Raw genomic sequence first — 24606 nt, 5'->3', positions numbered from 1 at the left:
TGACTTAACTTTCCGTACTTGGAGTATTTGATGTCTCAGCCATTTGATTATCGCAGTGTTGCCAAACAAGTTTTGGAAACCGAAGTTGCAGGTCTCACTCAATTGGACCAATATTTTAATGATGATTTTTGCAAAGCTTGCGACTTAATCCTAAACAACAAGGGTAAAGTGGTTGTGATGGGCATGGGTAAATCCGGCCATATCGGCAACAAAATCGCAGCAACGCTAGCAAGTACGGGTACATCAGCTTTCTTCGTTCACCCAGGTGAAGCGGCACACGGTGACTTAGGCATGATCGAACCGGGTGATATCGTGATTGCAATATCGAATTCAGGTGAATCAGGTGAAATTCTTAGCTTGTTTCCTGTGTTGAAGCGTTTGAACATCAAGATCATCAGCATGACAGGTAAGCCTGCATCGAATATGGCGACCTTGTCTGATATCCATTTACAAATTTCGGTGCCGGAAGAAGCGTGTCCGCTAGGTTTAGCGCCAACAACCAGCACCACTGCTACCCTAGTAATGGGTGATGCATTAGCCGTTGCACTTTTACAAGCTCGAGGCTTCACGGCTCAAGACTTTGCCCTATCTCACCCGGGTGGCGCTTTAGGTCGTCAGCTACTATTGAAACTAGACGACATCATGCACACAGGCGATGCACTCCCTGTCGTTGCACCTGATGCTCTAGTAAGAGATGCTTTACTAGAAATATCTCAGAAAGGCTTGGGCATGACAGCCATCGTTGATCAAGATGGTCAAATGGCCGGTATTTTTACCGATGGTGATTTACGCCGTATCTTAGATAAACGCGTTGATATTCATAGCACTCAAATTGGCGATGTGATGACGCTAAACCCTACGGTTGCCGATCCGAACATGCTTGCGGTTGAGGGTTTAAACTTAATGCAAGCTAAAAGCATCAACGGCTTGATGCTATGCCAAGATGGCAAACTAGTTGGTGCTCTAAACATGCATGATTTATTGAAAGCTGGAGTAATGTAATGACACAGACAGTCGAAACTCTCTACGGCACTGTTGACTCAGATGTATTTGCTATCGCAAAAGACATCAAACTCCTAATTTGCGATGTAGACGGCGTATTCTCTGATGGTCGTATCTACATGGGCAACAATGGTGAAGAGCTGAAAACCTTTCACACTCGTGACGGTTACGGCATCAAATCACTGATGAACGCGGGCATTGAAATCGCAATCATCACAGGCCGTAAATCTCAGATTGTTGAAAATCGAATGACAGCTCTCGGTATCAAACTTATTTATCAAGGCCAAGACGATAAAGTTAAGGCTTACCAAGATATTTGCGATAAGCTTTCTGTTAATCCTGAGAACACTGGTTACATCGGCGATGATCTGATCGACTGGCCGGTAATGGAAAAAGTTGGCTTGAAGGTTTGTGTAGCAGATGGTCACCCGCTACTTGCACAGCGAGCAAACTATGTGACAACCATCAACGGTGGTCACGGTGCAGTACGTGAAGTCTGCGACCTTATTTTACAAGCAAGAAATGAACTCGACGTGCATAAAGGTTTAAGCATATGAGTTTTACTCGTATTATCTATTTAATACTAATATTTATTGCCTCTTGGTCGACCTACTACTTGTTCGACAAAGAGCAAACATCGACGATACAAGTGGCTCCTAATTTGGAGCTACCTGCTTTTAGCGGCAACAGCCTAAACAACATCAGTTACGATGAATCAGGCATTCGCAGCTACCAAGTTGAATCGACGTATTTAGAACACTTCTCAGTGGTTGGCGACACGCACTTTCAAAACCCTGTTCTCTCGGTATTCCGTGAAGGGCATACGATTGAATGGCAAGTCACCGCTGATCGCGCGATTATGGATGAAAATCAAGTTGTCACTTTTTATGACAACGTTGTGGCAAAGAATCTACTGCCAGGGGCAAGCTTCGATACAATGACCACTGAAAAAATGGTGATTGAGCTGAAAAGCCGAGATTTTTATTCAGATACTCCGGTCCATATGATCGGTACATTTTTTGAAAATGAGGGTCAAGCAATAAAAGGTAACTTCGGTACCAACAATGCGACTCTCTTTAATTCTGTTCAAGGTAGATATGAAACTCTTACACCTTAGTTTATTCGCTTTGACTCTTGCGGCACCAAATGTCTACGCCCTATCTTCGGATAGTGAGCAACCTGTCTACATTGACTCAGACAGCCAGCAATTGGATATGAAAAGTAACCAAGTAACCTTCATTGGTGATGTAAACCTGAAACAAGGCAGCATCAATATCAATGCCGATAAGGTGATTGTTACCCGCAATGCCGTAAATGGTGAGATTGAAGAGATTCAAGGCTTCGGTAAACCAGCGACCTTCTCTCAACTGACTGATGATGGAAAGACGCTCTACGGTGAAGCTGACGACCTACATTACCAGCTTGTTGCTGACAAACTGATCATGACCAAGAATGCGATGCTATCTCAAGATGGCAGTATCATCCGAGGCTCTAAAATCACTTACCAGATTGGCTCTCAGAAGCTAGTCGCTGACAGTGGTGAGAACAAACGAGTATCAACGGTTTTACAACCAACGGAAGTGAATAAGTAGCCATGGCCGTTCTAAAAGCACAAAACCTAGCGAAAACATACAGCAAACGTAAAGTAGTGACTGACGTAAGCCTGCAAGTTGAGTCAGGCCAAATTGTCGGCTTGCTTGGTCCTAATGGTGCCGGTAAAACGACTTCTTTCTACATGATTGTAGGCTTAGTTGCACGTGACGAAGGTACCATCAGCATTGACGACCGAGATATCAGTATCTTACCAATGCATAGCCGTTCGCGCCTTGGTATCGGTTATCTGCCTCAAGAAGCGTCTATCTTCCGCAAGCTGTCTGTAGAGAACAACATCATGGCGGTGTTACAGACCCGTGATGAGATGACCAATGAGCAGCGTCAGGATAAGCTAGAAGACCTTCTAGAAGAGTTCCACATCCAACATATCCGTCACAGTAATGGTATGGCCCTATCGGGTGGTGAACGTCGTCGTGTTGAAATCGCTCGCGCTCTTGCAGCAAACCCTCAGTTTATCTTGCTAGACGAACCGTTTGCTGGTGTTGACCCGATCTCGGTTATCGATATCAAGAAAATCATCGAACACCTGCGCGATCGCGGTTTGGGTGTTTTGATTACCGACCACAACGTTCGTGAAACATTAGACGTGTGTGAAAAGGCCTACATCGTGAGCCAAGGAAACCTGATCGCAGAGGGTACTCCTGAAGATGTTCTCAATAACGAACAAGTTAAACAAGTTTATCTAGGCGAACAATTCCGTCTATGATTATATAGAGAGTATCGAGAGTTCTAAGAATAATAACTAGGTAAGTAACACTGAATGAAACCCTCATTACAACTTAAGCTAGGCCAACAGTTAGCAATGACTCCTCAATTGCAGCAAGCGATTCGTTTGCTGCAATTGTCTACTTTAGATTTGCAACAAGAGATCCAAGAAGCACTTGAATCTAACCCACTACTCGATGTCGAAGAAGGCAATGAAGAAACGCCATCATCGGAAGAAAAGCCTAGTCGTGACGAGAAAGAAACAGTTGAAGTCGCAGAACAAGACTTACCTGACAGCTCAGACTTAATCGAAAAATCAGAGATTGGAAACGAGCTCGAGATCGACACAACTTGGGAAGATGTCTACAGCGCAAATACAGGTAACACTGGTATTGCTATCGATGACGACATGCCTGTATATCAAGGTGAAACCACCCAAAGCCTGCACGATTACCTACTTTGGCAACTCGACCTCACACCATTCACAGAAACAGACCGAAGCATTGCATTCGCGCTAATCGATGCCATCGATGACTATGGCTATCTCACCGTATCTTGTGAAGACATCCTTGAAAACTTCGACAGTGAAGACGTAGAGCTTGATGAAATCGAAGCTGTGCGCAAAAGAATCCAACAGTTTGACCCATTGGGTGTTGGTTCACTAAATCTTCAAGATTGCTTACTGCTACAACTGGCGACTTTCCCACAAGACACACCTTGGCTTGAAGAAGCTAAGTTAGTGCTTACTAGCCATATTGACCAACTCGGTAACCGTGATTACAAACTCGTGATCAAAGAAACTAAGTTGAAGGAAGCAGAGCTACGTGAGGTTCTGCAGCTCATTCAACAACTGGACCCACGACCTGGCAGCAAGATTACGCCAGACGAAACCGAATATGTGGTTCCTGATGTGTCGGTATTTAAAGACCTAGGTAAATGGTTAGTGACCATTAACCCGGACAGTGTGCCAAAGCTGAAAGTCAATCAGCAGTACGCTGACTTAGGCAGTAAAGGCAACAGCGCCGATAACCAATACATTCGCTCGAACTTGCAAGAGGCGAAGTGGTTAATCAAAAGCTTAGAAAGCCGAAATGAGACGCTACTCAAAGTTGCGCGATGCATTGTTGAACATCAGCGCGATTTCTTCGAACATGGCGAAGAAGCGATGAAGCCAATGGTACTCAACGATGTTGCTTTAGCCGTTGATATGCACGAATCCACGATCTCTCGTGTGACGACTCAAAAGTTCATGCATACGCCTCGTGGCATCTTCGAACTGAAATACTTTTTCTCGAGCCATGTCAGTACTGACAATGGCGGTGAATGTTCATCGACAGCAATTCGAGCACTCATTAAGAAGCTTGTTGCGGCAGAAAATACCGCTAAGCCTCTCAGTGATAGCAAGATAGCTGCTTTACTGGCTGACCAAGGAATTCAGGTAGCTAGACGTACGATAGCGAAATACCGTGAGTCTCTGGGCATTGCCCCATCGAGTCAGCGTAAACGCCTGCTATAAGCTAATTTAATAGCTTTTTGTTTAATAGCTATTATCAGGCACCAACTGAAAAGGAAAGTCTATGCAAATCAATATTCAAGGCCATCACGTTGATCTTACCGATTCAATGCAAGACTATGTTCACACCAAATTCGACAAACTTGAGCGCTTCTTTGATCATATCAATAGTGTTCAGGTTGTATTAAAAGTTGAGAAAATCAATCAAATTGCAGAAGCGACCCTTCATGTAAATCAAGGTGAGATTCATGCAACAGCAACAGATGAAAGCATGTATGCTGCGATTGATTCATTGGTTGATAAACTCGTCCGCCAACTCAACAAGCACAAAGAAAAGCTAAGTAGTCACTAACATGCAATTAAGCGAAGTACTTTCATTGGACTGCACCAAAAGTGCAGTCCAATGCACAAGCAAAAAAAGAGCCCTTGAGCTCATCAGTCAAATCGCAGCAGAGAGCTGTGGTCAAGATTCAACAGAGCTATTTGAGTGCATGTTGAGCCGCGAGAAGATGGGCAGTACCGGTATTGGTAATGGTATCGCCATTCCTCACGCTCGTATGAATGTCAGTGATAAAGCCATCGCTGTATTGCTGCAATGCCAAGATCCGATCGAATTTGATGCGATTGATAACCGTCCTGTCGACCTACTATTTGCCTTGCTTGTTCCTAGCGAACAGTGCAAAGAGCATCTAAAAACCCTTTCTTGTATGGCAGAACGACTAAACGACAAGCAGACTCTTAAACAGCTGCGTAATGCTCAGAGCGATCAAGAGCTTTACGACATCATGATTCAAGTGCCAACTTGCGAGCAATAACATGCGATTAATCGTGGTTAGTGGCCAATCAGGGGCCGGTAAAAGTGTTGCGTTACGAGTCCTAGAAGACTTGGGGTATTACTGTGTCGATAATCTACCAGTAAACCTGCTCAACAACTTTGTCGAATCGGTACGCGAAAGCAACCAAAACGTTGCGGTAAGTATTGATATACGTAACCTACCGAAAGAGCCTCAGTTAGTCACCGACACGCTCGAGCAACTCGAGTCAGCTACAAACATCGATATTGATGTATTGTTCCTCGATGCCAGCAAGCAGACACTCCTGAAGCGCTACAGCGAAACCCGAAGAATCCACCCTTTATCAATTGGCCAAGAGAAACTTTCTCTAGAGCAGGCTATTGATTTAGAAAAGACACTTCTCAGCCCTCTAGCAGAGCAAGCCAGCATTGTTATTGATAGCAGTGACTGCAACCTCTACGAGTTGAGTGAAAAAGTGCGCTTTAAAGTCGAAGGCAAAGAGAAGCAAGAGCTAATCATTGTCTTTCAATCTTTCGGCTTTAAATTTGGTCTGCCAAGCGATGCCGACTACGTGTTTGATGTTCGCTTCTTACCAAACCCTCACTGGGAACCTGACTTACGACCAATGACAGGCCTTGATGCTCCGATTCACTCCTTCCTAGAGCAGCATCAAGAAGTGATTGAACTCAAACAACAGATTCAAGGCTTCGTTGAGCAGTGGCTACCAATGTTAGAGAAAAACAATCGCAGTTACCTAACGGTAGCCATTGGTTGTACTGGTGGTAAGCACCGCTCGGTGTATCTAACGCAGAAAATTGGCGAATACTTCGAACAACTTGGTCATCAAGTTCAAATCAGACATGCCTCTTTAGAGAAGCACCAACAGGGCTAACCATGGAATTAACTCGAACTGTACTGATCCAAAACCGTTTGGGTCTTCACGCTAGAGCGGCCGTAAAGTTGGTTGAGCTTGCACAAAGCTTTGATGCCACTATCACAATTCATAGTGAAGAAGATAAAAGTGCCACCGCAGACAGCGTGATGGGACTATTGATGCTGGAGTCAGCCCAAGGCCAACACATCACGATTCAAGCTTCGGGCACTGATTCACAACAAGCACTTGATGCCGTTTGCCACCTTATCGAAGATAAATTTGATGAGGGTGAGTAGCCAAGACGCTTAACTCGTAACGCCGCAAACTCAAACGGTAAACCAACCTATATTAAATCTTAGTTCTACCTAAGTTTATGATTTAAATAAGCCCTAGAATTAAGTTACTATTCCAAGCATTGTAAGAATAATGAGATAGGAGGAAAATATGGCAGAGCAATTAGAATTCGACCAAGCTCACCAAACCCTCCAAGAAGTCAGCGAAGCCCTAGAAAACGGCCGATTTGTTCACGTACGCCGACAACTTCAGGACATGGAACCTGAGGATATTGCACACCTTTTAGAAGCCTCCCCTCGCAAAAGTCGTGACGTACTCTGGCAACTCACCGATCCAGAAGACTACGGTGAAATTCTTGATGAACTAAACGAAGACGTCAAAGATGCTCTTGTGTCAAAAATGGCACCAGAGACCTTGGCCGAAGCAACCGAAGGCATGGAGACCGATGACGTCGCGTACGTACTTCGAAGCCTGCCCGACGATGTTTCTCGCGAAGTCCTTTCTCAAATGGACTCCGCCGATCGTGCACTAGTTGAAACCGCCCTGTCGTACCCAGAAGATTCTGCCGGTGCGATCATGAATACCGACGTAATCACGATTCGTGGTGATGTCGATGTCGATGTTGTACTGCGTTATTTGCGTATGCGTGGCGAACTGCCTGATGCAACCGATGCTCTGTATGTCATTGACGAAGAAGAGCGTCTTATTGGCAACTTGTCACTGACGACACTGATTACGACTCAGCCTGATATTGCAGTTTCAGAAGTGATGGACGATGCAGATGAAGCCATCTCTGTAGAGACCAGCGCTTCAGATATCGCTAGCTTATTTGAACGTCGTAACTGGGTTTCAGCACCGGTTGTCGACAGCAACCAACATCTCGTTGGTCGTATCACCATCGATGACGTGGTTGATGTTATCCGTGAAGATGCCGAACACTCAATGATGAGTATGGCGGGTATGGATGATGACGAAGATACCTTCGCACCAGTCGTAAAATCGGCTCGTCGTCGTAGCGTCTGGCTTGGTGCTAACGTTCTAGCAGCGCTTGCTGCCGCATCTGTTTCCAACATGTTTGAAGCAACGCTCGACCAAATGGCTGCGATTGCGGTTCTGATGACGATTGTACCGTCGATGGGTGGTGTTGCTGGTAACCAAACCGTTGCTCTAGTGATTCGTGGTTTAGCACTTGGTCACATCGGTGACAGTAACAAACGCGAACTACTATTCAAAGAGGCAGCTATCGGCTTCCTCAACGGCGTTCTATGGGCCGTTATCATTGGTGGTATTGTGGTAGCTTGGAAAGGCAATTGGATACTGGGAGGCATCATCTCAGCCGCAATGATGACCAACTTGATAGTGGCTGGTATCGCCGGTGTAACCATTCCAGTGATGCTTAAGAAGATGAATATCGACCCAGCATTAGCCGGTGGTATGGCACTGACAACAGTAACCGATGTTATTGGCCTATCGGTGTTCTTAGGCTTAGCGACGATACTTATCTAAGTTTTCGTCATAAGCTACTTTAACTACGAAACACTGCATACAAAAAAGGGAGCCATCGGCTCCCTTTTTTAGTTCTTTAGGTTGGCGTTAAGTGAATTACTCGCCTGCCACTTTCATAGACTCAAGCAGGATAGAACCCGTCTGAATTTGAGAGCGTGTTTCAACGTCGTTACCCACTGCAACGATCTGGTTGAACATGTCTTTTAGGTTACCCGCGATCGTCACTTCCGATACTGGGTATTGGATTTCTCCATTCTCAACCCAGAAACCTGCAGCGCCACGAGAATAATCACCCGTTACGGTATTCACGCCTTGCCCCATCACTTCAGTTACGAGGAAGCCAGTACCCAACTCTTTAAGCATCTGCTCAAAGTTTTGACCTGTCGACTTAACGAACCAGTTATGAATACCACCAGCATGACCTGTCGGTGTCATATCCATTTTACGTGCTGCGTAACTCGTTAGTAGATAAGTGGCTAAAACACCGTCAGTGATGATTTCACGATCTTGAGTGAACACACCTTCGCTATCAAATGGGCTTGAAGCCAAACCACGCAGGATATGAGGGCGCTCAGAGATGTTGAACCAATCTGGCAAGATTTTCTGACCTAGATGATCCAATAGGAAGGATGCTTTGCGATACAGGTTACCACCGCTGATCGCCATCACTAGGTGACCAATAAGGCCAGTCGCTACATCATTGGCGAACATGATCGGGTATTGACCTGTTGCTAGCTTTTTAGCATCTAAGCGGCTAATGGTCTTTTCTGCTGCTTCTTGACCTACGCGCTCAGGCGTCCATAGCTCATCACGGTGACGTGCAACGGTATAGCTGTAGTCACGTTCCATTTCACCATTAGCACCCTGACCAATCACGCAACAGCTCGTGCTATGACGGCTAGATGCATAACTTGCTAGCAAACCGTGGCTGTTACCATAGACCTTAACACCGTAGTGGCTGTCGTAACTCGCGCCATCACTTTGTTTGATCTTGTCGCTATAAGCTAATGCTTGCTTCTCAGCAGCAATCGCAATCTCAGCGGCATAGTCTGGGTTTGGTTCATCAGGGTGAAAAAGGTCCAAGTCTGGAATCTCTTTCACCATGTATTCTTTTGCTGCAGGGCCTGCGAACGGGTCTTCTGAGGTGTACTGAGCGATATCGAGTGCAGCTGCGACTGTTTGAGCAATCGCTTTTTCACTCAGATCAGATGTAGATGCACTGCCTTTTTTCTGGCCGCGATAAACAGTAATGCCTAGCGCACCATCACTATTAAATTCAACGTTTTCCACTTCACACATGCGTGTTGAAACACTCAAACCCGTTGACTTAGTAATAGCGACCTCAGCGGCGTCGGCACTCACAGAGGCCATGTCCAACGCTTTTGCAACTGCGGCTTCTAGATCAACTCTTTGCTGGGCGACTTGCTGTTTTACATCCATATCTATTCTAATTTTGTAGGTCAATATTACGTAGGATAACAAGAATTTCGCTTTCTCCCCAAGATTCTTGCTAAAATAGGCAATATATTCGTTTGAGATAGTGACATAGGCAGAAAAGATGGCTCGCAAAAACCAAAAAGCTCCATGGGAACCAGAAGAAGAAATCATCTGGGTAAGTAAAACCGAAATGAAAACGGACATGGAAGCCCTACAGAAACTAGGGGAAGAACTTGTTACCCTAAAGCCATCAGTATTAGAGAAATTCCCTCTGTCTGAAGATTTGGCACTCGCGATTAAAGACGCACAACGCTTTAAGAACGAAGCAAAACGTCGCCAGCTTCAATACATTGGTAAGATCATGCGTAACATCGACCCAGAGCCGATTCAAGCGGCTTTGGACAAGGTACGTAACAAGCACTCACAAGCAACAGCTGAGCTACACAAGCTTGAGCAACTGCGTGACCGTATCGTTGAAGAAGGTGATGCTGCTATTTCAGAAGTCATGGAAATGTATCCTGAAGCAGACCGTCAACGTCTTCGCCAATTGGCGCGTCAAGCTAACAAAGAGAAGAAAGCAAACAAGCCAGCAAAGGCTTTCCGTGAGATCTTCCAAACTCTGAAAGAGCTAAAGCAAGACGATTAATCCGTCATCGTGTTATCAGCTCCCTAAAAAAAGACCTAGCACACGCTAGGTCTTTTTTGATTCTGTTGTTCATTGAGTACTACTCGCCAGCTCTAACAAACGAGCTGAGCTCTGGCTGAGGGTGGTCGACAGTGAGTACCTCAATTGAATCCTCAACCAATACCTTCCCCAAAGCAACGAACACAAATTTATTCGCAATGCTACGCGCATCACCTAAATGGTGCGTCACCATCAAAACCGTAATATTTCGCTCTGCCGCTAATCGCTTCACTAAGCTAAGCATCTCTTCTCGCAGCAAAGGATCAAGTGCAGAGAAAGGTTCATCAAGTAGCCAAATATCATGAGGCTGAACGAAACAACGCGCTAAGGCGACACGTTGGCGTTGACCGCCAGATAAGTGCTCAGGCAATCTATCCAAATACTCAGCAACACCAACTTGCGCTGCGGCTTGTTCCACAGATTGCTTTTGGGTTGCGGTAAGCTTTAACCCAGGATGCAACCCTAAACCAATATTTTCACGTACCGTGAGGTGAGCAAATAGGTTGTGTTCTTGAAACAGCATTGCCAAAGGTCGCTGATGTGCTTCTTTGCCAATAAGCGACTGGCCGGCCACTGAAATCTCACCCGATGTTGGCTCAATAAACCCAGCAACCAATGCGAGTAGGGTTGATTTACCCGCGCCGCTTGGTCCCATCAAAGCAACAATATCACCCTGCTCGGCTTGGAAATCAAAACTAAACAACTCTTGGTGGTAGTGGTAATCCACATCTTTCATCACTAACATCATAGGTTCCTTAACTCTTTAGCTTTGAGCTTTGAGCTTCGAGTAAACAAAAATTCAATCAGACTAAAGCTGCCAACACTCAGCAACAGCAAACTCACTGACACCACAGCAGCCGCTTCCATTTGATAGCTACCTAACAATTGGAATAGATACAAAGGCAGAGTTCTAAAGTCTTGGCTACCAAACAAGGCAATTGCACTTAAGTCGCCCATCGCCAGCATAAAGCTGATTGAGAAAGCCTGCGCCATCGGTTTACGCAATGCACGCCACTCCATTAACCTAAAGCGAGTAAAGCCAGTCATACCTAAACTGGCACACACATATTGATATTGCTGAGACAGATGCAACATAGGTTGGGCAAGTGTCTTAATCACATAAGGCAGCGCCATTAGGCTATTTACGGCAATCACAATAAAGAAAGCCAAACTGAACACATCGGTAAATGAACGTAGCAATAAGAAGATACCTGTGCTGATCACTAATCCCGGCGTCACCAAGATAATAGTGCCGATCAGCTCGATTTTATCGGCTCTGATCGTCTTGTTTTGCAAGCGCCACGCACGACTGGTGAGCAATATAGCGATACCTATGCCAACAGCAATAACACTCGCCAATAAAGCGACTCTCACCGAAGTCATCAGCGCCGCCCAAAATGGCTCACTGCTGAGTACCGTCAAAGCTTGAGCGTTAATACCACTAACAAGCACCATCAACAGTGGCGGTAATACGAGTATTGATACCATGATGATCCAAAAGCTATCCCAAGCTTTTGACCACCAGCTGTCTTTAACCAAATACTTCTCTTCCGACAGCTGACTCGCCGTCACTGAGATCGGCTTAGATAGGCGCTGAATACTCACAGCTAACACGCCACATAACAGCATTTGCCATATCGCCAGCAAAGCCCCCGCTTGCAGATCAAAGTCGAATTTAATCGCCTGATAAATAGCGAGCTCGATAGTGGTTGATTTAGGTCCACCGCCCAGCGCCATCACAGTTGCAAAGCTGGTAAAGCACAGCATGAAGACTAAGCCACATACATGGGGTAGCTGTTGTCTTAAGCGAGGCCATTCAACCCATTTGAATTTATTCCAATGACTCATACCTAAATGCGCACACAACTTGTGCTGCTCAGCAGGCACGGTATCTAAGGCTTGCAGAAGTAAGCGACTAGCATAAGGCAGGTTGAAGAAGACGTGTGCCAACAAAATACCATTCAGGCCATAAATCGAGAATGGGAGCTCAATGTCGAAGTTCGCCAAGGATTTAGCTAACCACCCACTGTTGCCGTAAATCGCTAACAAACCGAATACACCGACCAACACAGGCAGAACTAAGGTCGACGCAAAGAGCCTTAACAGTAGTGCTCGCCCAAAAAACTGTCTGCGACACAGGGCGTGTGCAATAGGTATAGCAAAGCCAACACTCAGCACCGTTGAGAGTGTCGCTTGATAAAAACTGAACTTCGTTACATGCAAATAGTAGGGATCGGACCATACTTGGCTGATATCAAGAGAAGGGGCATTGCTAAACAATGCCCCTACTGCTGAAACCACGAAGGCGGTAATGAGTATCGCGACCCAAATACCGACCTTAGGCGTTTTCTTTATCATAAATTGATTATTACCGTAAAAAGTCCATTCCAAACATAAAGAATGGCTTTAAATACAGGTCGTTCATTCTTTTAAAAGTAAATTAAAAAGTAAGCGCACTCTGCCATTCACGAATCCAAGGCTTACGCTTCTCGGCGATCTCTTCAGAGCTAAAGCTTAACGCTTGCTGAGGTACCGTCAGTTGTTCGAAACCTTTAGGTAGCTCAACATCTGTCACTGGGTACATCCAGTTGCCTGTCGGCATCGCCGATTGGAATTCATCACTTAGGATAAACGCCATAAACTCATCAGCAAGCTTTTCATTCTTACTGCCTTTGACCTTTGCTGCCACTTCCACTTGAGTGTAATGCCCCTCTTCAAAGTTCGCAGCAGCATACTTAGAATCGTTCTCCGCAATGATGTGGTAAGCCGGAGAAGTGGTGTATGACAATACTAAATCAGATTCACCCTCTAGGAACATAGAGTAAGCTTCAGACCAGCCTTTAGTTACCGTCACCGTTTTCTGAGCTAGCTTCTTCCACGCCGCTGTAGCTTCATCACCGTATACCGATTTCATCCAAAGCATCATGCCTTGGCCTGGGGTTGAAGTACGTGGATCTTGGTAGATAACCTTCAGGTCTTCACGTTGCTCAACCAACTCTTTCAGACTTTTCGGTGGGTTTGCTAGCTTCTCTGTGTTGTAGACAAAAGCGAAGTAGCCAAAGTCGTAAGGTACAAATGTATTATCGTCCCAGCCATTTGGCAGTGTTACTGATGATGTATCAACATTATGCTCAGCCAATAAGCCTGTCGCTTTCGCTTCAGCCATTAAGTTGTTATCTAAGCCCAAAACGATGTCAGCTTTGCTGTTGCCGCCTTCAAGACGTAAACGGTTCAGGATAGAGACGCCATCTTCGAGCGCGACAAAATTCACATCACAGCCACACTTTTCTTCAAACGCTTTCTCGACGGCAGGACGTGGGCCCCAATCCGCAGCAAAAGAGTCATAGGTGTAGACGGTTAACGTATCGTCTGCAGCAAAGGCAGAAAAAGAGATAGCTGTAGTAACAGCAAGGGTAGTTAATGTGAATTTCACTGGACGCTCTCCATGGTCTGAGCGGCACAGGTTTGAGGGAGGAGAACGATGGAGGTTGTTCCTAACTCAATTCCTACGCCAGCATTATCTGGTTCAGGTTTACGGGTCCCAAGCACCTGCTTGATCTCAGCTCGCATTCATTATTTGAATGGTTTGCTCCCCGATGAGTGTTCAGAATTGTAATTCGATTTTTAACAATAAGCTATCAAGTTTGGATCAATTACGTTGATCGTAGCCCCATCTAGGCACTAAACCTTGGTCAATACCTAGATGGTCCAGAATGCGCGCCACCATAAAATCGACCAGGTCTTCTATTGACTTAGGTTGGTGATAAAACCCCGGAGCGGCTGGCATGATGGTTACACCCATCGTCGATAGCTTGTGCATGTTCTCTAGATGTAGCGTTGAGAATGGCGTTTCACGAACCACCAATAACAGCTGACCTCGCTCTTTCATCACCACATCTGCTGCGCGCTCAATCAGGTTATCCGATAATCCATGGGCAATCGATGCCAAACTGCCCGCAGAACATGGGCACACCACCATCTGCTTCGGCGCAGCTGAACCTGATGCTACTGGAGAGAACCAGTCATCTTTGCCGCATACCACCAGCTTTTCTGGATCGCAGCCCAAGTGCTTAACCAAGGCTTGCTTTGCCGCATCCGGTCCGGCAGGTAACTTGAGCTCATGCTCTGTTGCCAACACCACTCGCGCTGCCGACGAAATCAGCAGGTAGACCTGATAGTCTGCTGCCAACAAGCATTCGAGCAAACGTAGTCCGTAAGGCGCACCAGATGCGCCAGTAAAAGCAAGAGTTATCGCTTTATCGTGTTTTGTCATGTTCTCAGTTACTTCAAATTATAAGGTCGTGGATTGGATTAACCTTTAAGGGCTAACGCATCCAACAATTTTTGGTGAATACCACCAAAGCCACCATTACTCATTACCAGAATTTGGTCTCCTGCTTGCGCCTCTGAGACAATTTTAGCAACAAATACATCCATATCATCACTAACATGTGCAAGCTGATGACAAGCGTCTGCGACATCCTGCACCGACCAATCAATGTTGTCCGGTTGGAATAAGTAGGTGGAATCCGCTTGTTTAAGCGAATCAGCCAAGGTTTCTTTATGCACGCCACGCTTCATGGTGGCGGAACGAGGCTCTAAAACGGCAATGATTTTTTTCGATTCGACCTTATTACGTAAACCGCCGAGCGTAAGTTCAATCGCCGTTGGATGATGAGCAAAATCATCATAAACAGACACACCAGCGACCTCGCCTTTAAACTCTAGACGACGTTTGGTATTGATGAATTTCGCTAACGATTCGCACGCTAAATCTGGCGTCACACCCACATGTCTTGCCGCAGCAATCGCCATAAGAGCATTGTTGACATTATGATCACCAACCAAGTCCCAATCTACTGTACCAACACACTCACCTTGGAAGTAAACTTCAAATTGAGAGCCATCTTTGACAAGCTTTTTGGCATCCCAATCGCCAGCTTCGCCACTTGATTCTGTCTCACTCCAGCAGCCACGTGATAAAACATCTTGAATAGCGGTATCTTGCTTGGGTGAGAAAATACGACCATTGCCTGGCACAGTTCGCACTAAATGGTGGAATTGACGTTTTATCGCTTCAAGATCGTCAAAGATATCTGCATGATCGAACTCAAGGTTATTCATCACCAAGGTTCTTGGGTGGTAATGAACGAACTTAGAGCGTTTGTCGAAAAAAGCACTGTCGTATTCGTCGGCTTCTACGACGAAGAACATGCTTTCACCTAAGCGAGCGGAGATACCAAAGTTACCCAATACCCCACCAACTAAAAAGCCGGGCGCATAACCGCAATCTTCTAAAATCCAAGCCAGCATGCTGGAAGTTGTAGTTTTACCGTGAGTGCCGGACACCGCAAGAACCCAGCGGTCGTGCAGCAAGAACTCTTGCAGCCATTGTGGACCAGAGGTGTATCTAAGGTTGTTATCCAAGACATACTCAACACATGGGTTACCACGGCTCATGGCATTACCAATAACCACCAGATCAGGCCTAGGCTCTAGTTGGCTTGGGTCGAACCCTTCAATAATTTCAATCCCTTGCGACTCCAACAACGTACTCATTGGAGGATAAACATTCGCGTCACTACCGGTAACCTTGTGACCTAATTGACGAGCCAATACCGCAGCACCGCCCATGAAGGTGCCACAAATTCCTAAGATATGAATATGCATAAATTGCTTCCAAACGCTTGGCTAATATAAACAGTGCCTAATTAAAACGGCTTGTACTCATTATCATTAAATGACGCTTAAAAGCGAGCAGCAATGCAAAACAAATTGAGTCGACATAGTAAGTGAGATCTGTGTCGCTTAGTTCATTACCATTAAAAAGATCTAAGCCTTAGAATTTAGGTAAGCGTCTAGATGAATAAAGCCCACTTAAGAGGCAAATTCTATGGTGCTCAAATCCCCCCTAATATTCAGAGAAGTTTAAGGAAATAACATGTCTGAGATGCGCACCCTTGGTGAGTTCATTGTTGAGAAACAGAGTGACTTTCCCCATGCAAGTGGTGATCTATCATCCCTTTTGTCATCAATTCGTCTTGCTGCAAAAATTGTTAACCGTGAAATCAACAAAGCAGGTCTTGTCGACATTACTGGCGCTGTTGGTACAGACAACGTTCAAGGTGAAGAGCAGCAGAAGCTAGACCTTTATGCGAACGACAAATTTAAAGCGGCTCTAGAAGCTCGTGACCAAGTTTGTGGTGTAGCAAGTGAAGAAGAAGACGAAGCGGTTGCCTTCAATAAAGAGCTCAACAAAAACGCAAAATACGTCGTGTTGATGGACCCACTTGATGGTTCATCAAATATCGATGTAAATGTATCGGTTGGTACGATTTTCTCTATCTACCGCCGTGTCTCTCCAATCGGAACACCACCGACTCAAGAAGACTTCCTGCAACCAGGTCACAAACAGGTAGCTGCCGGTTACGTAATTTACGGTTCTTCAACCATGCTGGTTTACACAACTGGTGCTGGCGTAAATGGTTTCACCTACGATCCATCTCTGGGTACTTTCTGTCTATCTCATGAAAACATGATGATTCCAGACGAAGGCAAGATCTACTCGATCAACGAAGGTAACTACATCCGCTTCCCAACCGGTGTTAAGAAGTACATCAAATACTGTCAGGAAAGCGAGCCAAGCGATAACCGCCCTTACACGTCACGTTACATTGGTTCTCTTGTGTCTGATTTCCACCGTAACTTGCTAAAAGGCGGCATCTACTTGTACCCAAGTACAGAGAGCCACCCTCAAGGTAAATTGCGTTTGCTTTATGAATGCAACCCTATTGCTTTCCTTATGGAGCAAGCTGGCGGTATTGCATCAGACGGTGCACAACGTATTATGGATATCAAACCAACTGAGCTACACCAACGTGTGCCTTTCTTCGTTGGTTCAACAAAAATGGTACGTAAAGTAGAAGAGTTTCTTGAGCTGAACCCTGAGTAACCCTCTCATTTCATTCTCAAACTAACGCTATTAAAAAAGCCAGCACCTCAGTGCTGGCTTTTTGTTGTCTCGTAAGGTGATTAACTAGTTAGGAATCATTGTTCCGCTGACACCAGTCACCCGAAAGTATTTCTTTATTAGCTGTTAGATCAAGCTGATACAAATATACCCATGCTAACCCAAATATAGTCTCTATTTGCTCGCGACGATACTCGACAGGCACATCTTCTAGCCGATCGAGCGACGCCAAGACTTCATCGTTAATCATAAATACTTCCCCAGCGACACTTTTCTTTCCAAAAATCATCGCGGGATAGGCATCTAGGTCAAAAAGAGCGTATTCCTCAGGAGTATCAAATCGCCCAAGTAAATCACAGCCCTTCAAATAATGATGATTCGATTGACCCTGTCTCAAGGTTCCATAAACAAAAACAAGATGCTTCATAAATCCCCCACAAGCCATTCATCTCTGCTATTCAATGAATGGCTAAACACTCTCGACCTAAACCGCTCTATTCGGAATCAAACTGTTCTACTCGAACTCAAACTGATAGAGGAGGTCTACCGCGCTGTCGAGACCCGAAACGGCTTCAACGTAGAGATCCTGCATCAATCGGTAACGAACAGTAAACTCACCAAGCGAATTGAAGATACCCACACCATACTTCACCTGTAAGCCTGGCAGAATGTAACCACTTACCGTTACTTGTGAGTCATCGCCAGAGCCTGCGGTATCCAGTTGTAGATCTTGTACACCAAATGCTTCACCGATTTCGCCAACAACCTTACCGCTCTTCGCTAAACTCAAACCAATTAAGGTCGTCGTCATCGAACCATTCGACTCACCATCAATATCTTGGCCACGTAAAATATAAGACAGCGCGTTGGCTTGCGGCATTGCAGGGTCAGAATAAATCTCAATCGTCGGCTCTGTCGCAGGGCCTGTCACTCGAATACCAGCTGTCACATCATCTTGAGTATTGTCAGGGTTACGAATCGCATTGATCGCAACGTATGGCTGATCCGGAGGCCCATTCATTAAGATTTTTCCCTCTTCGATAAGCAGGTCTTGTCCAAACGATTGGTAGGTACCGTTAACGATGTTGACCTCGCCCGTCACAAACGGGCCTTGGTCTTTTTGAGCCACATTCAGTTTACCGACCAATTCACCTTCAAGGCCGAAAGCGGACAATTTGAAGTCATCACCGATTGAAATATTAATATTGGTCATCACATTAAATGGAATGGTCGATTCGCCTTCAGGTTGCAGGTCTTTATTCAAAATAACCTGATCAGAAGAAACACCAACTGCAGACGGTGGCAAGTCTTCAACGACAATGCGGCCCCACGGTAATGCAATGTCACCAGTAATTTTTGCAAGCTCAGGCGTAACGTCTATGGTCATATCAGGAACGACCTTAACCTTGACCATAGGTGGAACAACCACCATCAACTCATCAGCAAACACCCTAACGTTCGAATGCCATGCTTGAAGATCTTGCCACTCACCAGAGCCTTCGATATCCAACTGACCATCTGGTGTTTCCACGTTAGCGTCAAGCTTGGCGCTATAACCATTAAAGTCGAGATCAATGCGGCCATCTTTCACATCAATCGGAGTTACATCACCTTTGACTTGAATTCCATCCACAGAGAATTGACCAAAGACTTGAGGGTGCATCAAAGAACCTTTCACCTGCAGGTCACTCGCTAGGTCGGCTTTCAACAAGCTATATTCACCTAAAATTGGCTGTAAGAAATCCAAATGGAAGGTCGTCAACTTAATCGCAGCATCGACCATTTTATCTTGCGCAAGAACATCAGGCAGCGACACGGTACCAGACAGGTCACCGTTATCGGAAACATCCAGTTTGAAGTCTGCATCTAGCTTGTTGTCTTTCAATTGAGCATTAAGGGCAATGCTCTCCCAACCAATTGTGATTGGCTCACCGACTTGCTGTACAGCCTGACCTTTTGGCATATCAAGGTTTACTGTTACCTCTGGCTGGTCTTGTTCCGACCACTTAGCATGAGCTTTAACATTTACTAAGCCTTGTAGCTCAGTCTCTTTTGGAACAAAGGCTTTAATCTGATCGAAGTCGAACTGATTGATTGCAATCTTAGCCTCACCCGACTTCCCAGCACGGATGTCTTCGTCCAGACACACACTCGAACCAGCTTGCTTCCAACAGTGCGCTTGAACATCAGCAAACTGCTTGTCGACATCCGCCTTAATAGAAACGGGTTTATCAAGCACCCAAGGGCCTTGTTGAGTTGTGATTTTTACTCGGTCTAACGAGCCATCCCAAATGAGAGAAGGCTTCTGAATCAACTCGCCAGAAATTGCTAGGCTTGTAGAGACAATGTCAGATATCACATCTAGAGTCACAGTGTGCTTTTTCTCACCGCCACTCACGGTCAAATCAATGCTTTCGACGTTTTGTTCTTGATAAGTTAAATTTTTAGCCTTTAAAGCAAGGTCAGCTTGCGCTTCGGGTAACGGAAGTGGGACCACAGAACCATTAAGTGATAATGACTCAAGCGTTGCCTCGTTATTCCAGTCCACCTTATTTACATTCAGTGTCAGGTCGACCTTAGGCTCTTGAGTTGGGCCGCTAAGTTGGATGTTACCAATCACTTGTCCTTTCAAATCAGGAACACTTTTCACCAGCTCAGGGAAATAAATATCAACACCCATATCCCACTGTTTATCAAGCTGCCCCTGAGCCTTAATCGAGTTCACACCGTGCGCCAAACTCAAACCACTGGTTTTCAGTTTAGGCTCACCGCTGGCGCTGCGATCAGATGCCGACAACTGACCTTCGATATCTAACGGGTAATCACGCAAGATACCTTCAATATCAAGCTTAGGTAGCTCAATGGCCCAGCCCCCAGCCTCAGTCAATTCACCCGATGTGACTAAACTACCGCTAATATTGCCCTCAGCTTCTGGCCACTGCAGACCAGGTTGAATATCTTTAAGGGTCACATCCGCTTGCCAATTAACGAGCTTTGCCCAGTTAGCTTTGACCGCACCATTGAGCTCACCGCCCAAGGTGTTCAGTTTCAGTCGCTCAAGCTCTATTTGCTCAGTGGTACCTTTACCTTGTAGGTCGATGACTAGAGCTGGGATTTCATTACCATCGGCTTCGCCCTTGAGCTGAACATTAAAGCCATCTAATGAGCCATCAGTCTTAAAGCGCTCAATTTCGGCTTGGTAATCACTTTTACCAGTTAGGGGCCATTGTGCTTGTCCATCTTCTAACAGTAAATCAAATGGCAGCGTCGGCTCTAAAGGTTGAATTTCTCCAGAGAGCTTGGCTTCTATCAAGTCAGAAAACTGCGAGTCGAGCTGCAGCTTAGCCACACTCCCCTGTGCTTTCAGTGATAACTTCTGACCAGCGAGGTCGGTGTCCTTCACCTTAGCATCCAATGAAAGCTCTAAAGGATAGCCATCTTTCAGCTCAACCTTAGTAGAAAGGTTCGCGCTCGCCTGCGGCATATCGAGCTCAAGTGTTGAAACATCCACTTTATGCCCGCCCGCTTGAGCTTCGAGTCCAAGATGATTGACAACTATTGGGGTTTCTTGCACTAAGGTGAAGTGATTTAAATCAAAGCGCTCTAACACAATCTGTAACGGAATCCAGACCTCAGGCAGCTCAATTGCTGTTTTCACCGCAGGCTCTGGTTCGACAGGTTCTGCCTGTGGTTCTTCCGTCGATTCAGCAAGTTTTACTTTAAGGTCATTGAACAGGGTTGGCGATACCGTCAGCTTTTCACCCTGCATACTCAAAGCAGTTGAAAACAAACTCCATTCAATCTCATGACCCAAGATATTCAGTTTGATATCAGACAAAGCAATACGATTGATCACGATTGGTAGCGGTGTTTTCACCGATGTCACTGGCGGAGTCGGCTCTGTCTCTTCTGCAGAAGCTGGAGGTAATTCCGTAAATGCGAAGTCCAAACCTTGAATCGCTAAGCGGTCGACACACAACTTAGGGTCGAGTAAACAGCGAGGATTAATAGCCAATACCAGCTTTTCCACTGTGGTATCGATATGGAGGCTATCATCTTTGAATTGAACATTATTAAGTGTGAAGTTCGGGAACAGAGCACCTTTTGTGCTCTCCACTTTAAGTTGTGGCAGAGCTTTTTCAGCGCCCCACAACACAGTGTTTAAGCCAGGGTTTGTAAACAGTACAAAACCGAGCAGGGCTATCAACAACAGCAAAATAGACGTCAAGGAAATCGACGTCCATTTTATGCATTTGCCCATCACTTTGATCATAATTCTGGCCCTAAACTAAAGTGCAGTTGGAACTCGTCACCTTTCTTCGCATCTAGGCCCCAAGCAAAATCTAAACTGACAGGGCCAACCGGCGATGCCCAACGAACACCGACGCCGGTACCGTGCTTCCATTCTGGCGTATCATTGAATGCATCACCAATATCGTAGAAAGCCGCTCCCCACCAATTTCCAACCAAACGGTATTGATACTCAAATGAACTGGTTGCAATGAACTTTGCACCGGTTAGTGCACCACTTTCATCTCGAGGAGAGATCGACTCATAGCCATAACCTCGAATACTGTTATCACCACCAGCAAAGAATCTGAGCGAGGGAGACAGTTTCTCAAATTCATCGGCAAAGTTACCACCAAATTGAAGGCGGGTTAGACCACGATGATTATTACCAATGCTACGAATCCAAGCCGTTTGTCCTTGAAAACGTACCACCTTGGTTTCCGACAATAAGGTATCATCAGCCGCCTCAACCATGATGGTTTGTTTATCCCCCCACATTGGCATCGAGCCACCACGAGTTCGAGTTCGTGAAAACGAAATACCCGGCAAGACGAATTGCGCCAAATCGTCTTGTAAACCTTGCTCATAGTTTTCAACCAAGTATCGAATGAACACGGTGCGCTGCCAGCCATTATCAAGGCGCCAATACCTTTCTAACGCTAGGTTCGATTCCAAACTTTTGGTGTCACGGTTATCCAAGTTTTTCATACCGTACTTAACTTGATAGTAGTCGTTCAGCACGTCATCCAGAGGGATTTTATAGGTAGCGGTAATCGTCTGTTCAGGTTTAGAAATCGACAGGCTGCTATTGAAGCTATGGCCTTGTTCATTAACCCAAGGTTTTTTCCACTTCAGGGTGCCTTTTACGCCAAGGTCGGTGGATACACCGATACCCGTTTCAATTTGGTTACGCGCTTGAGGAGCAAGGCTAACCTTCATTGGAATTTCTCGACCTTCACCCAGTTGACTTAAATCTGGTTCAACAAAAACCGAAGAGAACCAATCGGTATTGGACAGGTTTTGGTTGTACTCGCCAACCTTAGTAATCGAGTAAGGTTCACCATCTTTAAACGGCTTGAGCGATTGAACCCTATCATCTTCTATTTGGCTGCCCGTTACCGTGGTAGTGCCAAAGTGATAACGAATACCACTGTTGTAGTGAAGGCGAATGTAAGCTCGATTCAACTCAGGAGCCACTTCTAGCTTACTGAGCTCATACGAGCCGTCGAAGTAACCTTTGGCTAATCCAAGGTTGCGCATCGATGATTTCAAAGAGTCGTAGTTACCATGATTGAGAATCGAACCTTTGGATAGCTTACTCTTAGCAATCAAGGCTAAAAAATCTGGATCATCTTTGGCTTCCCCGCTCAGCACGATGTCTGATTCGTAAATAAGAACGGGCTCTCCCCGATCAACAGTTACAGTCAGTTCAGTTTCATCTTGGGAGTGAGAAAAAGTGATAGTCGGTTGGTAGTAACCTAACGCATTGAGTGCTTCTTTAATCATAGATTCCACGCGAGACTGGAACCTTAATGAAATCGCATATTCTTCTTCAGGCACAGCACTTAGATAAGCATCAACATTATCTTCTAGCGCTCCATCAAGCCCTTTAATCTCAAGGGAAACGTCAGCAAAAGCGAGCGTCGATGACAATAGAGTGCCAAACAGAACTGGTAAAGTTTTTCTTATCATGCTTAATTGGTGAAGAAGTTATCAATACGTTAATAATCAAAAAGAAATAATACCGCTAAAAAGGCATTGAGTCTGTAAGAAATCCTGTAATAACACGGTCTAATTTAAAGACTTATTTAATACGAACCAAGAGCTAAATACGCCTACAGTTACAAAAGCCGACACGGTAAACGTATGCGAAAAGGAATATAACATGCTAAACAAACAACAACTGGTTTCCGCAGCAACCGCATTACCGGGAAATGCCGCTCCAATTCAAATGACTGAGCGCCATTTCGTTAACCAAACGGACTTACTCGCCGCTCCTTCTGGTTCCCAACAACAAGTGTTATTAGGTATGGGATGTTTCTGGGGCGCTGAGCGCCTGTTCTGGCAATTGGACGGTGTGGTTTCTACATCAGTGGGCTACGCTGGCGGTTACACAGTAAATCCAACCTATGAACAAGTGTGTACCGGACAAACTGGCCACACTGAAGTCGTTCGTGTCATTTTTGATAGCGAGAAAACGTCTTTAGCACAACTACTTGAGACCTTCTGGGAGCGTCATGACCCAACTCAGGGGATGCGCCAAGGTAATGATTTAGGTACACAATACCGCTCGGCTATCTACACCTTCAGTGAAGAGCAACAAGCCATTGCTGAACAATCTCGCCAAGATTACCAAAGAGCCATTACCGATTCTTTAGGCAACGAAATCACAACGGAAGTTCTGCCTGCAGGGAAATATTTTTTTGCTGAGACCTACCACCAGCAATATCTAGCCAAAAACCCTAACGGCTACTGTGGATTGGGCGGAACAGGCGTTTGCTTCCCACCACAATAAAGGGCAGTCAGGCTGTACTACCTTAAACGATATCCATAAAAAAGGGCTTCCATTCGGAAGCCCTTTTCGCTGTTAATCTATTTGAAGCAATACCAATCAATAAAGCTTAATTACATCGGCATAGCAGCAATCGTGCCGTTAACTTCTTTAAAAATAGTGAGCTTTTGTTTATCTGAAACTTCAGGGAGCAGCACTTTACCATGGTCGAAACGGAACTCTCCGACACCTTCGATGGCAAACTGGCCTTTGAATAGGACTTTAACGAAACGCGCCACCTGATGTGGGCGGTAAGTAGAAAATTTTCTTAACATATTACAACCTCAATTCCATTTGAGTACTACTGTCACGCACCTGAACACGACCGTATTCTAAGCACATTTAATCGCTAATTCCTTTAGCAAACAGCA

The 24606-nt window shown here is 45.4% G+C and carries 24 protein-coding genes and 1 riboswitch; of the genes, 14 read left to right on the top strand and 10 right to left on the bottom strand.

All coding sequences use genetic code 11. From position 1 onward, the window contains the following. Positions 1 to 30: 30 nt before the first annotated feature. The 11 genes from kdsD to mgtE all read left to right on the top strand — a co-directional run bounded on the left by kdsD (position 31) and on the right by mgtE (position 8302). Complete coding sequence (gene kdsD / locus OH460_RS11605; protein WP_008220426.1) at positions 31 to 1002, top strand: arabinose-5-phosphate isomerase KdsD; 972 nt, start codon at positions 31 to 33, stop codon at positions 1000 to 1002. Further along, entirely contained in the window at positions 1002 to 1559 is a 558-nt protein-coding gene (gene kdsC / locus OH460_RS11600; RefSeq protein ID WP_061033902.1) for a 3-deoxy-manno-octulosonate-8-phosphatase KdsC, read from the top strand. Before kdsD ends, kdsC begins: the two co-directional genes overlap by 1 nt. Next, positions 1556 to 2119, top strand: a complete 564-nt coding sequence (lptC, locus tag OH460_RS11595; RefSeq protein ID WP_008220430.1) for an LPS export ABC transporter periplasmic protein LptC — start codon at positions 1556 to 1558, stop codon at positions 2117 to 2119. Before kdsC ends, lptC begins: the two co-directional genes overlap by 4 nt. Next, positions 2100 to 2594 (top strand): lipopolysaccharide transport periplasmic protein LptA, encoded by a 495-nt coding sequence (lptA, locus tag OH460_RS11590; protein ID WP_004738701.1) that lies wholly within the window; start codon positions 2100 to 2102, stop codon positions 2592 to 2594. The genes lptC and lptA overlap by 20 nt, the downstream gene beginning before the upstream one ends. A gap of 2 nt (positions 2595 to 2596) precedes the next feature. After that, positions 2597 to 3322, top strand: coding sequence for an LPS export ABC transporter ATP-binding protein (gene lptB / locus OH460_RS11585; RefSeq protein ID WP_269997178.1), 726 nt, complete (start codon positions 2597 to 2599; stop codon positions 3320 to 3322). A 54-nt stretch (positions 3323 to 3376) separates the two neighbouring features. Next, the gene (locus OH460_RS11580) at positions 3377 to 4837 is read left to right on the top strand and encodes an RNA polymerase factor sigma-54 (RefSeq protein ID WP_269997176.1); all 1461 of its coding nucleotides are present in this window, start codon (positions 3377 to 3379) and stop codon (positions 4835 to 4837) included. 61 nt (positions 4838 to 4898) lie between these two features. Further along, positions 4899 to 5186 (top strand): ribosome hibernation promoting factor, encoded by a 288-nt coding sequence (gene hpf / locus OH460_RS11575; protein ID WP_008220435.1) that lies wholly within the window; start codon positions 4899 to 4901, stop codon positions 5184 to 5186. A gap of 1 nt (position 5187) precedes the next feature. Continuing rightward, positions 5188 to 5649, top strand: a complete 462-nt coding sequence (gene ptsN / locus OH460_RS11570; protein ID WP_004738707.1) for a PTS IIA-like nitrogen regulatory protein PtsN — start codon at positions 5188 to 5190, stop codon at positions 5647 to 5649. A 1-nt stretch (position 5650) separates the two neighbouring features. Beyond that, positions 5651 to 6520: an RNase adapter RapZ gene (gene rapZ, locus OH460_RS11565; protein WP_269997170.1), complete on the top strand. Its 870-nt coding sequence runs from the start codon at positions 5651 to 5653 to the stop codon at positions 6518 to 6520. 2 nt (positions 6521 to 6522) lie between these two features. Continuing rightward, entirely contained in the window at positions 6523 to 6798 is a 276-nt protein-coding gene (locus tag OH460_RS11560; RefSeq protein ID WP_008220439.1) for an HPr family phosphocarrier protein, read from the top strand. Positions 6799 to 6946: 148 nt separating this feature from the next. Next, complete coding sequence (mgtE, locus tag OH460_RS11555; protein ID WP_004738711.1) at positions 6947 to 8302, top strand: magnesium transporter; 1356 nt, start codon at positions 6947 to 6949, stop codon at positions 8300 to 8302. Between the two features lie 96 nt (positions 8303 to 8398). On the opposite strand, the gene pmbA is transcribed toward mgtE, so the two are convergent. Then, on the bottom strand, positions 8399 to 9742 hold the full coding sequence (gene pmbA, locus OH460_RS11550; RefSeq protein ID WP_105057617.1) for a metalloprotease PmbA: 1344 nt from the start codon (positions 9740 to 9742) through the stop codon (positions 8399 to 8401). A gap of 118 nt (positions 9743 to 9860) precedes the next feature. Between pmbA and yjgA the strand changes: the two genes are divergently transcribed. Then, a complete protein-coding gene (gene yjgA, locus OH460_RS11545; RefSeq protein ID WP_269997164.1) occupies positions 9861 to 10385 on the top strand; it encodes a ribosome biogenesis factor YjgA in 525 nt (174 codons plus the stop codon). Positions 10386 to 10464: 79 nt separating this feature from the next. Here yjgA and thiQ read toward each other — a convergent pair whose 3' ends face one another. The 5 genes from thiQ to mpl form a co-directional block, all read right to left on the bottom strand. After that, positions 10465 to 11169, bottom strand: a complete 705-nt coding sequence (gene thiQ / locus OH460_RS11540) for a thiamine ABC transporter ATP-binding protein (protein WP_116871611.1) — start codon at positions 11167 to 11169, stop codon at positions 10465 to 10467. Continuing rightward, positions 11169 to 12782 carry a thiamine/thiamine pyrophosphate ABC transporter permease ThiP gene (thiP, locus tag OH460_RS11535; RefSeq protein ID WP_269997161.1) on the bottom strand — a complete coding sequence of 538 codons (1614 nt, stop codon included), beginning with the start codon at positions 12780 to 12782 and terminating at the stop codon, positions 11169 to 11171. The genes thiQ and thiP overlap by 1 nt, the downstream gene beginning before the upstream one ends. A gap of 82 nt (positions 12783 to 12864) precedes the next feature. Then, positions 12865 to 13857, bottom strand: a complete 993-nt coding sequence (gene thiB / locus OH460_RS11530) for a thiamine ABC transporter substrate binding subunit (protein WP_063522568.1) — start codon at positions 13855 to 13857, stop codon at positions 12865 to 12867. A gap of 53 nt (positions 13858 to 13910) precedes the next feature. Further along, positions 13911 to 14030, bottom strand: a riboswitch (TPP riboswitch). Between the two features lie 43 nt (positions 14031 to 14073). After that, the gene (locus tag OH460_RS11525) at positions 14074 to 14697 is read right to left on the bottom strand and encodes a flavin prenyltransferase UbiX (protein ID WP_004738720.1); all 624 of its coding nucleotides are present in this window, start codon (positions 14695 to 14697) and stop codon (positions 14074 to 14076) included. A 38-nt stretch (positions 14698 to 14735) separates the two neighbouring features. Next, positions 14736 to 16094, bottom strand: a complete 1359-nt coding sequence (gene mpl, locus OH460_RS11520) for a UDP-N-acetylmuramate:L-alanyl-gamma-D-glutamyl-meso-diaminopimelate ligase (protein WP_269997156.1) — start codon at positions 16092 to 16094, stop codon at positions 14736 to 14738. Between the two features lie 271 nt (positions 16095 to 16365). Here mpl and fbp point away from each other — a divergent pair, with 271 nt between their 5' ends. Next, positions 16366 to 17376, top strand: coding sequence for a class 1 fructose-bisphosphatase (gene fbp / locus OH460_RS11515; RefSeq protein ID WP_008220458.1), 1011 nt, complete (start codon positions 16366 to 16368; stop codon positions 17374 to 17376). Positions 17377 to 17464: 88 nt separating this feature from the next. On the opposite strand, the gene OH460_RS11510 is transcribed toward fbp, so the two are convergent. From OH460_RS11510 to tamA, 3 genes are all read right to left on the bottom strand, one after another. Next, positions 17465 to 17821 (bottom strand): gamma-glutamylcyclotransferase family protein, encoded by a 357-nt coding sequence (locus tag OH460_RS11510; protein ID WP_239963085.1) that lies wholly within the window; start codon positions 17819 to 17821, stop codon positions 17465 to 17467. An 87-nt stretch (positions 17822 to 17908) separates the two neighbouring features. Further along, positions 17909 to 21667, bottom strand: a complete 3759-nt coding sequence (tamB, locus tag OH460_RS11505; protein ID WP_269997154.1) for an autotransporter assembly complex protein TamB — start codon at positions 21665 to 21667, stop codon at positions 17909 to 17911. After that, positions 21664 to 23376 (bottom strand): autotransporter assembly complex protein TamA, encoded by a 1713-nt coding sequence (gene tamA, locus OH460_RS11500; RefSeq protein ID WP_116871606.1) that lies wholly within the window; start codon positions 23374 to 23376, stop codon positions 21664 to 21666. Before tamA ends, tamB begins: the two co-directional genes overlap by 4 nt. Positions 23377 to 23569: 193 nt before the next feature. Here tamA and msrA point away from each other — a divergent pair, with 193 nt between their 5' ends. Beyond that, positions 23570 to 24199, top strand: a complete 630-nt coding sequence (gene msrA, locus OH460_RS11495; protein WP_269997150.1) for a peptide-methionine (S)-S-oxide reductase MsrA — start codon at positions 23570 to 23572, stop codon at positions 24197 to 24199. A gap of 110 nt (positions 24200 to 24309) precedes the next feature. Here msrA and OH460_RS11490 read toward each other — a convergent pair whose 3' ends face one another. Continuing rightward, entirely contained in the window at positions 24310 to 24510 is a 201-nt protein-coding gene (locus tag OH460_RS11490) for a DUF1107 family protein (RefSeq protein ID WP_008220470.1), read from the bottom strand. Between the last annotated feature and the right edge of the window lie 96 nt (positions 24511 to 24606).

The sequence above is a fragment of the Vibrio sp. Makdt genome (genome assembly GCF_027587015.1).
Lineage (GTDB): Bacteria > Pseudomonadota > Gammaproteobacteria > Enterobacterales > Vibrionaceae > Vibrio > Vibrio chagasii_B.
Note: the sequence above shows the minus strand (reverse complement) of the source record. Positions and strands in the feature narration are given on the sequence as shown.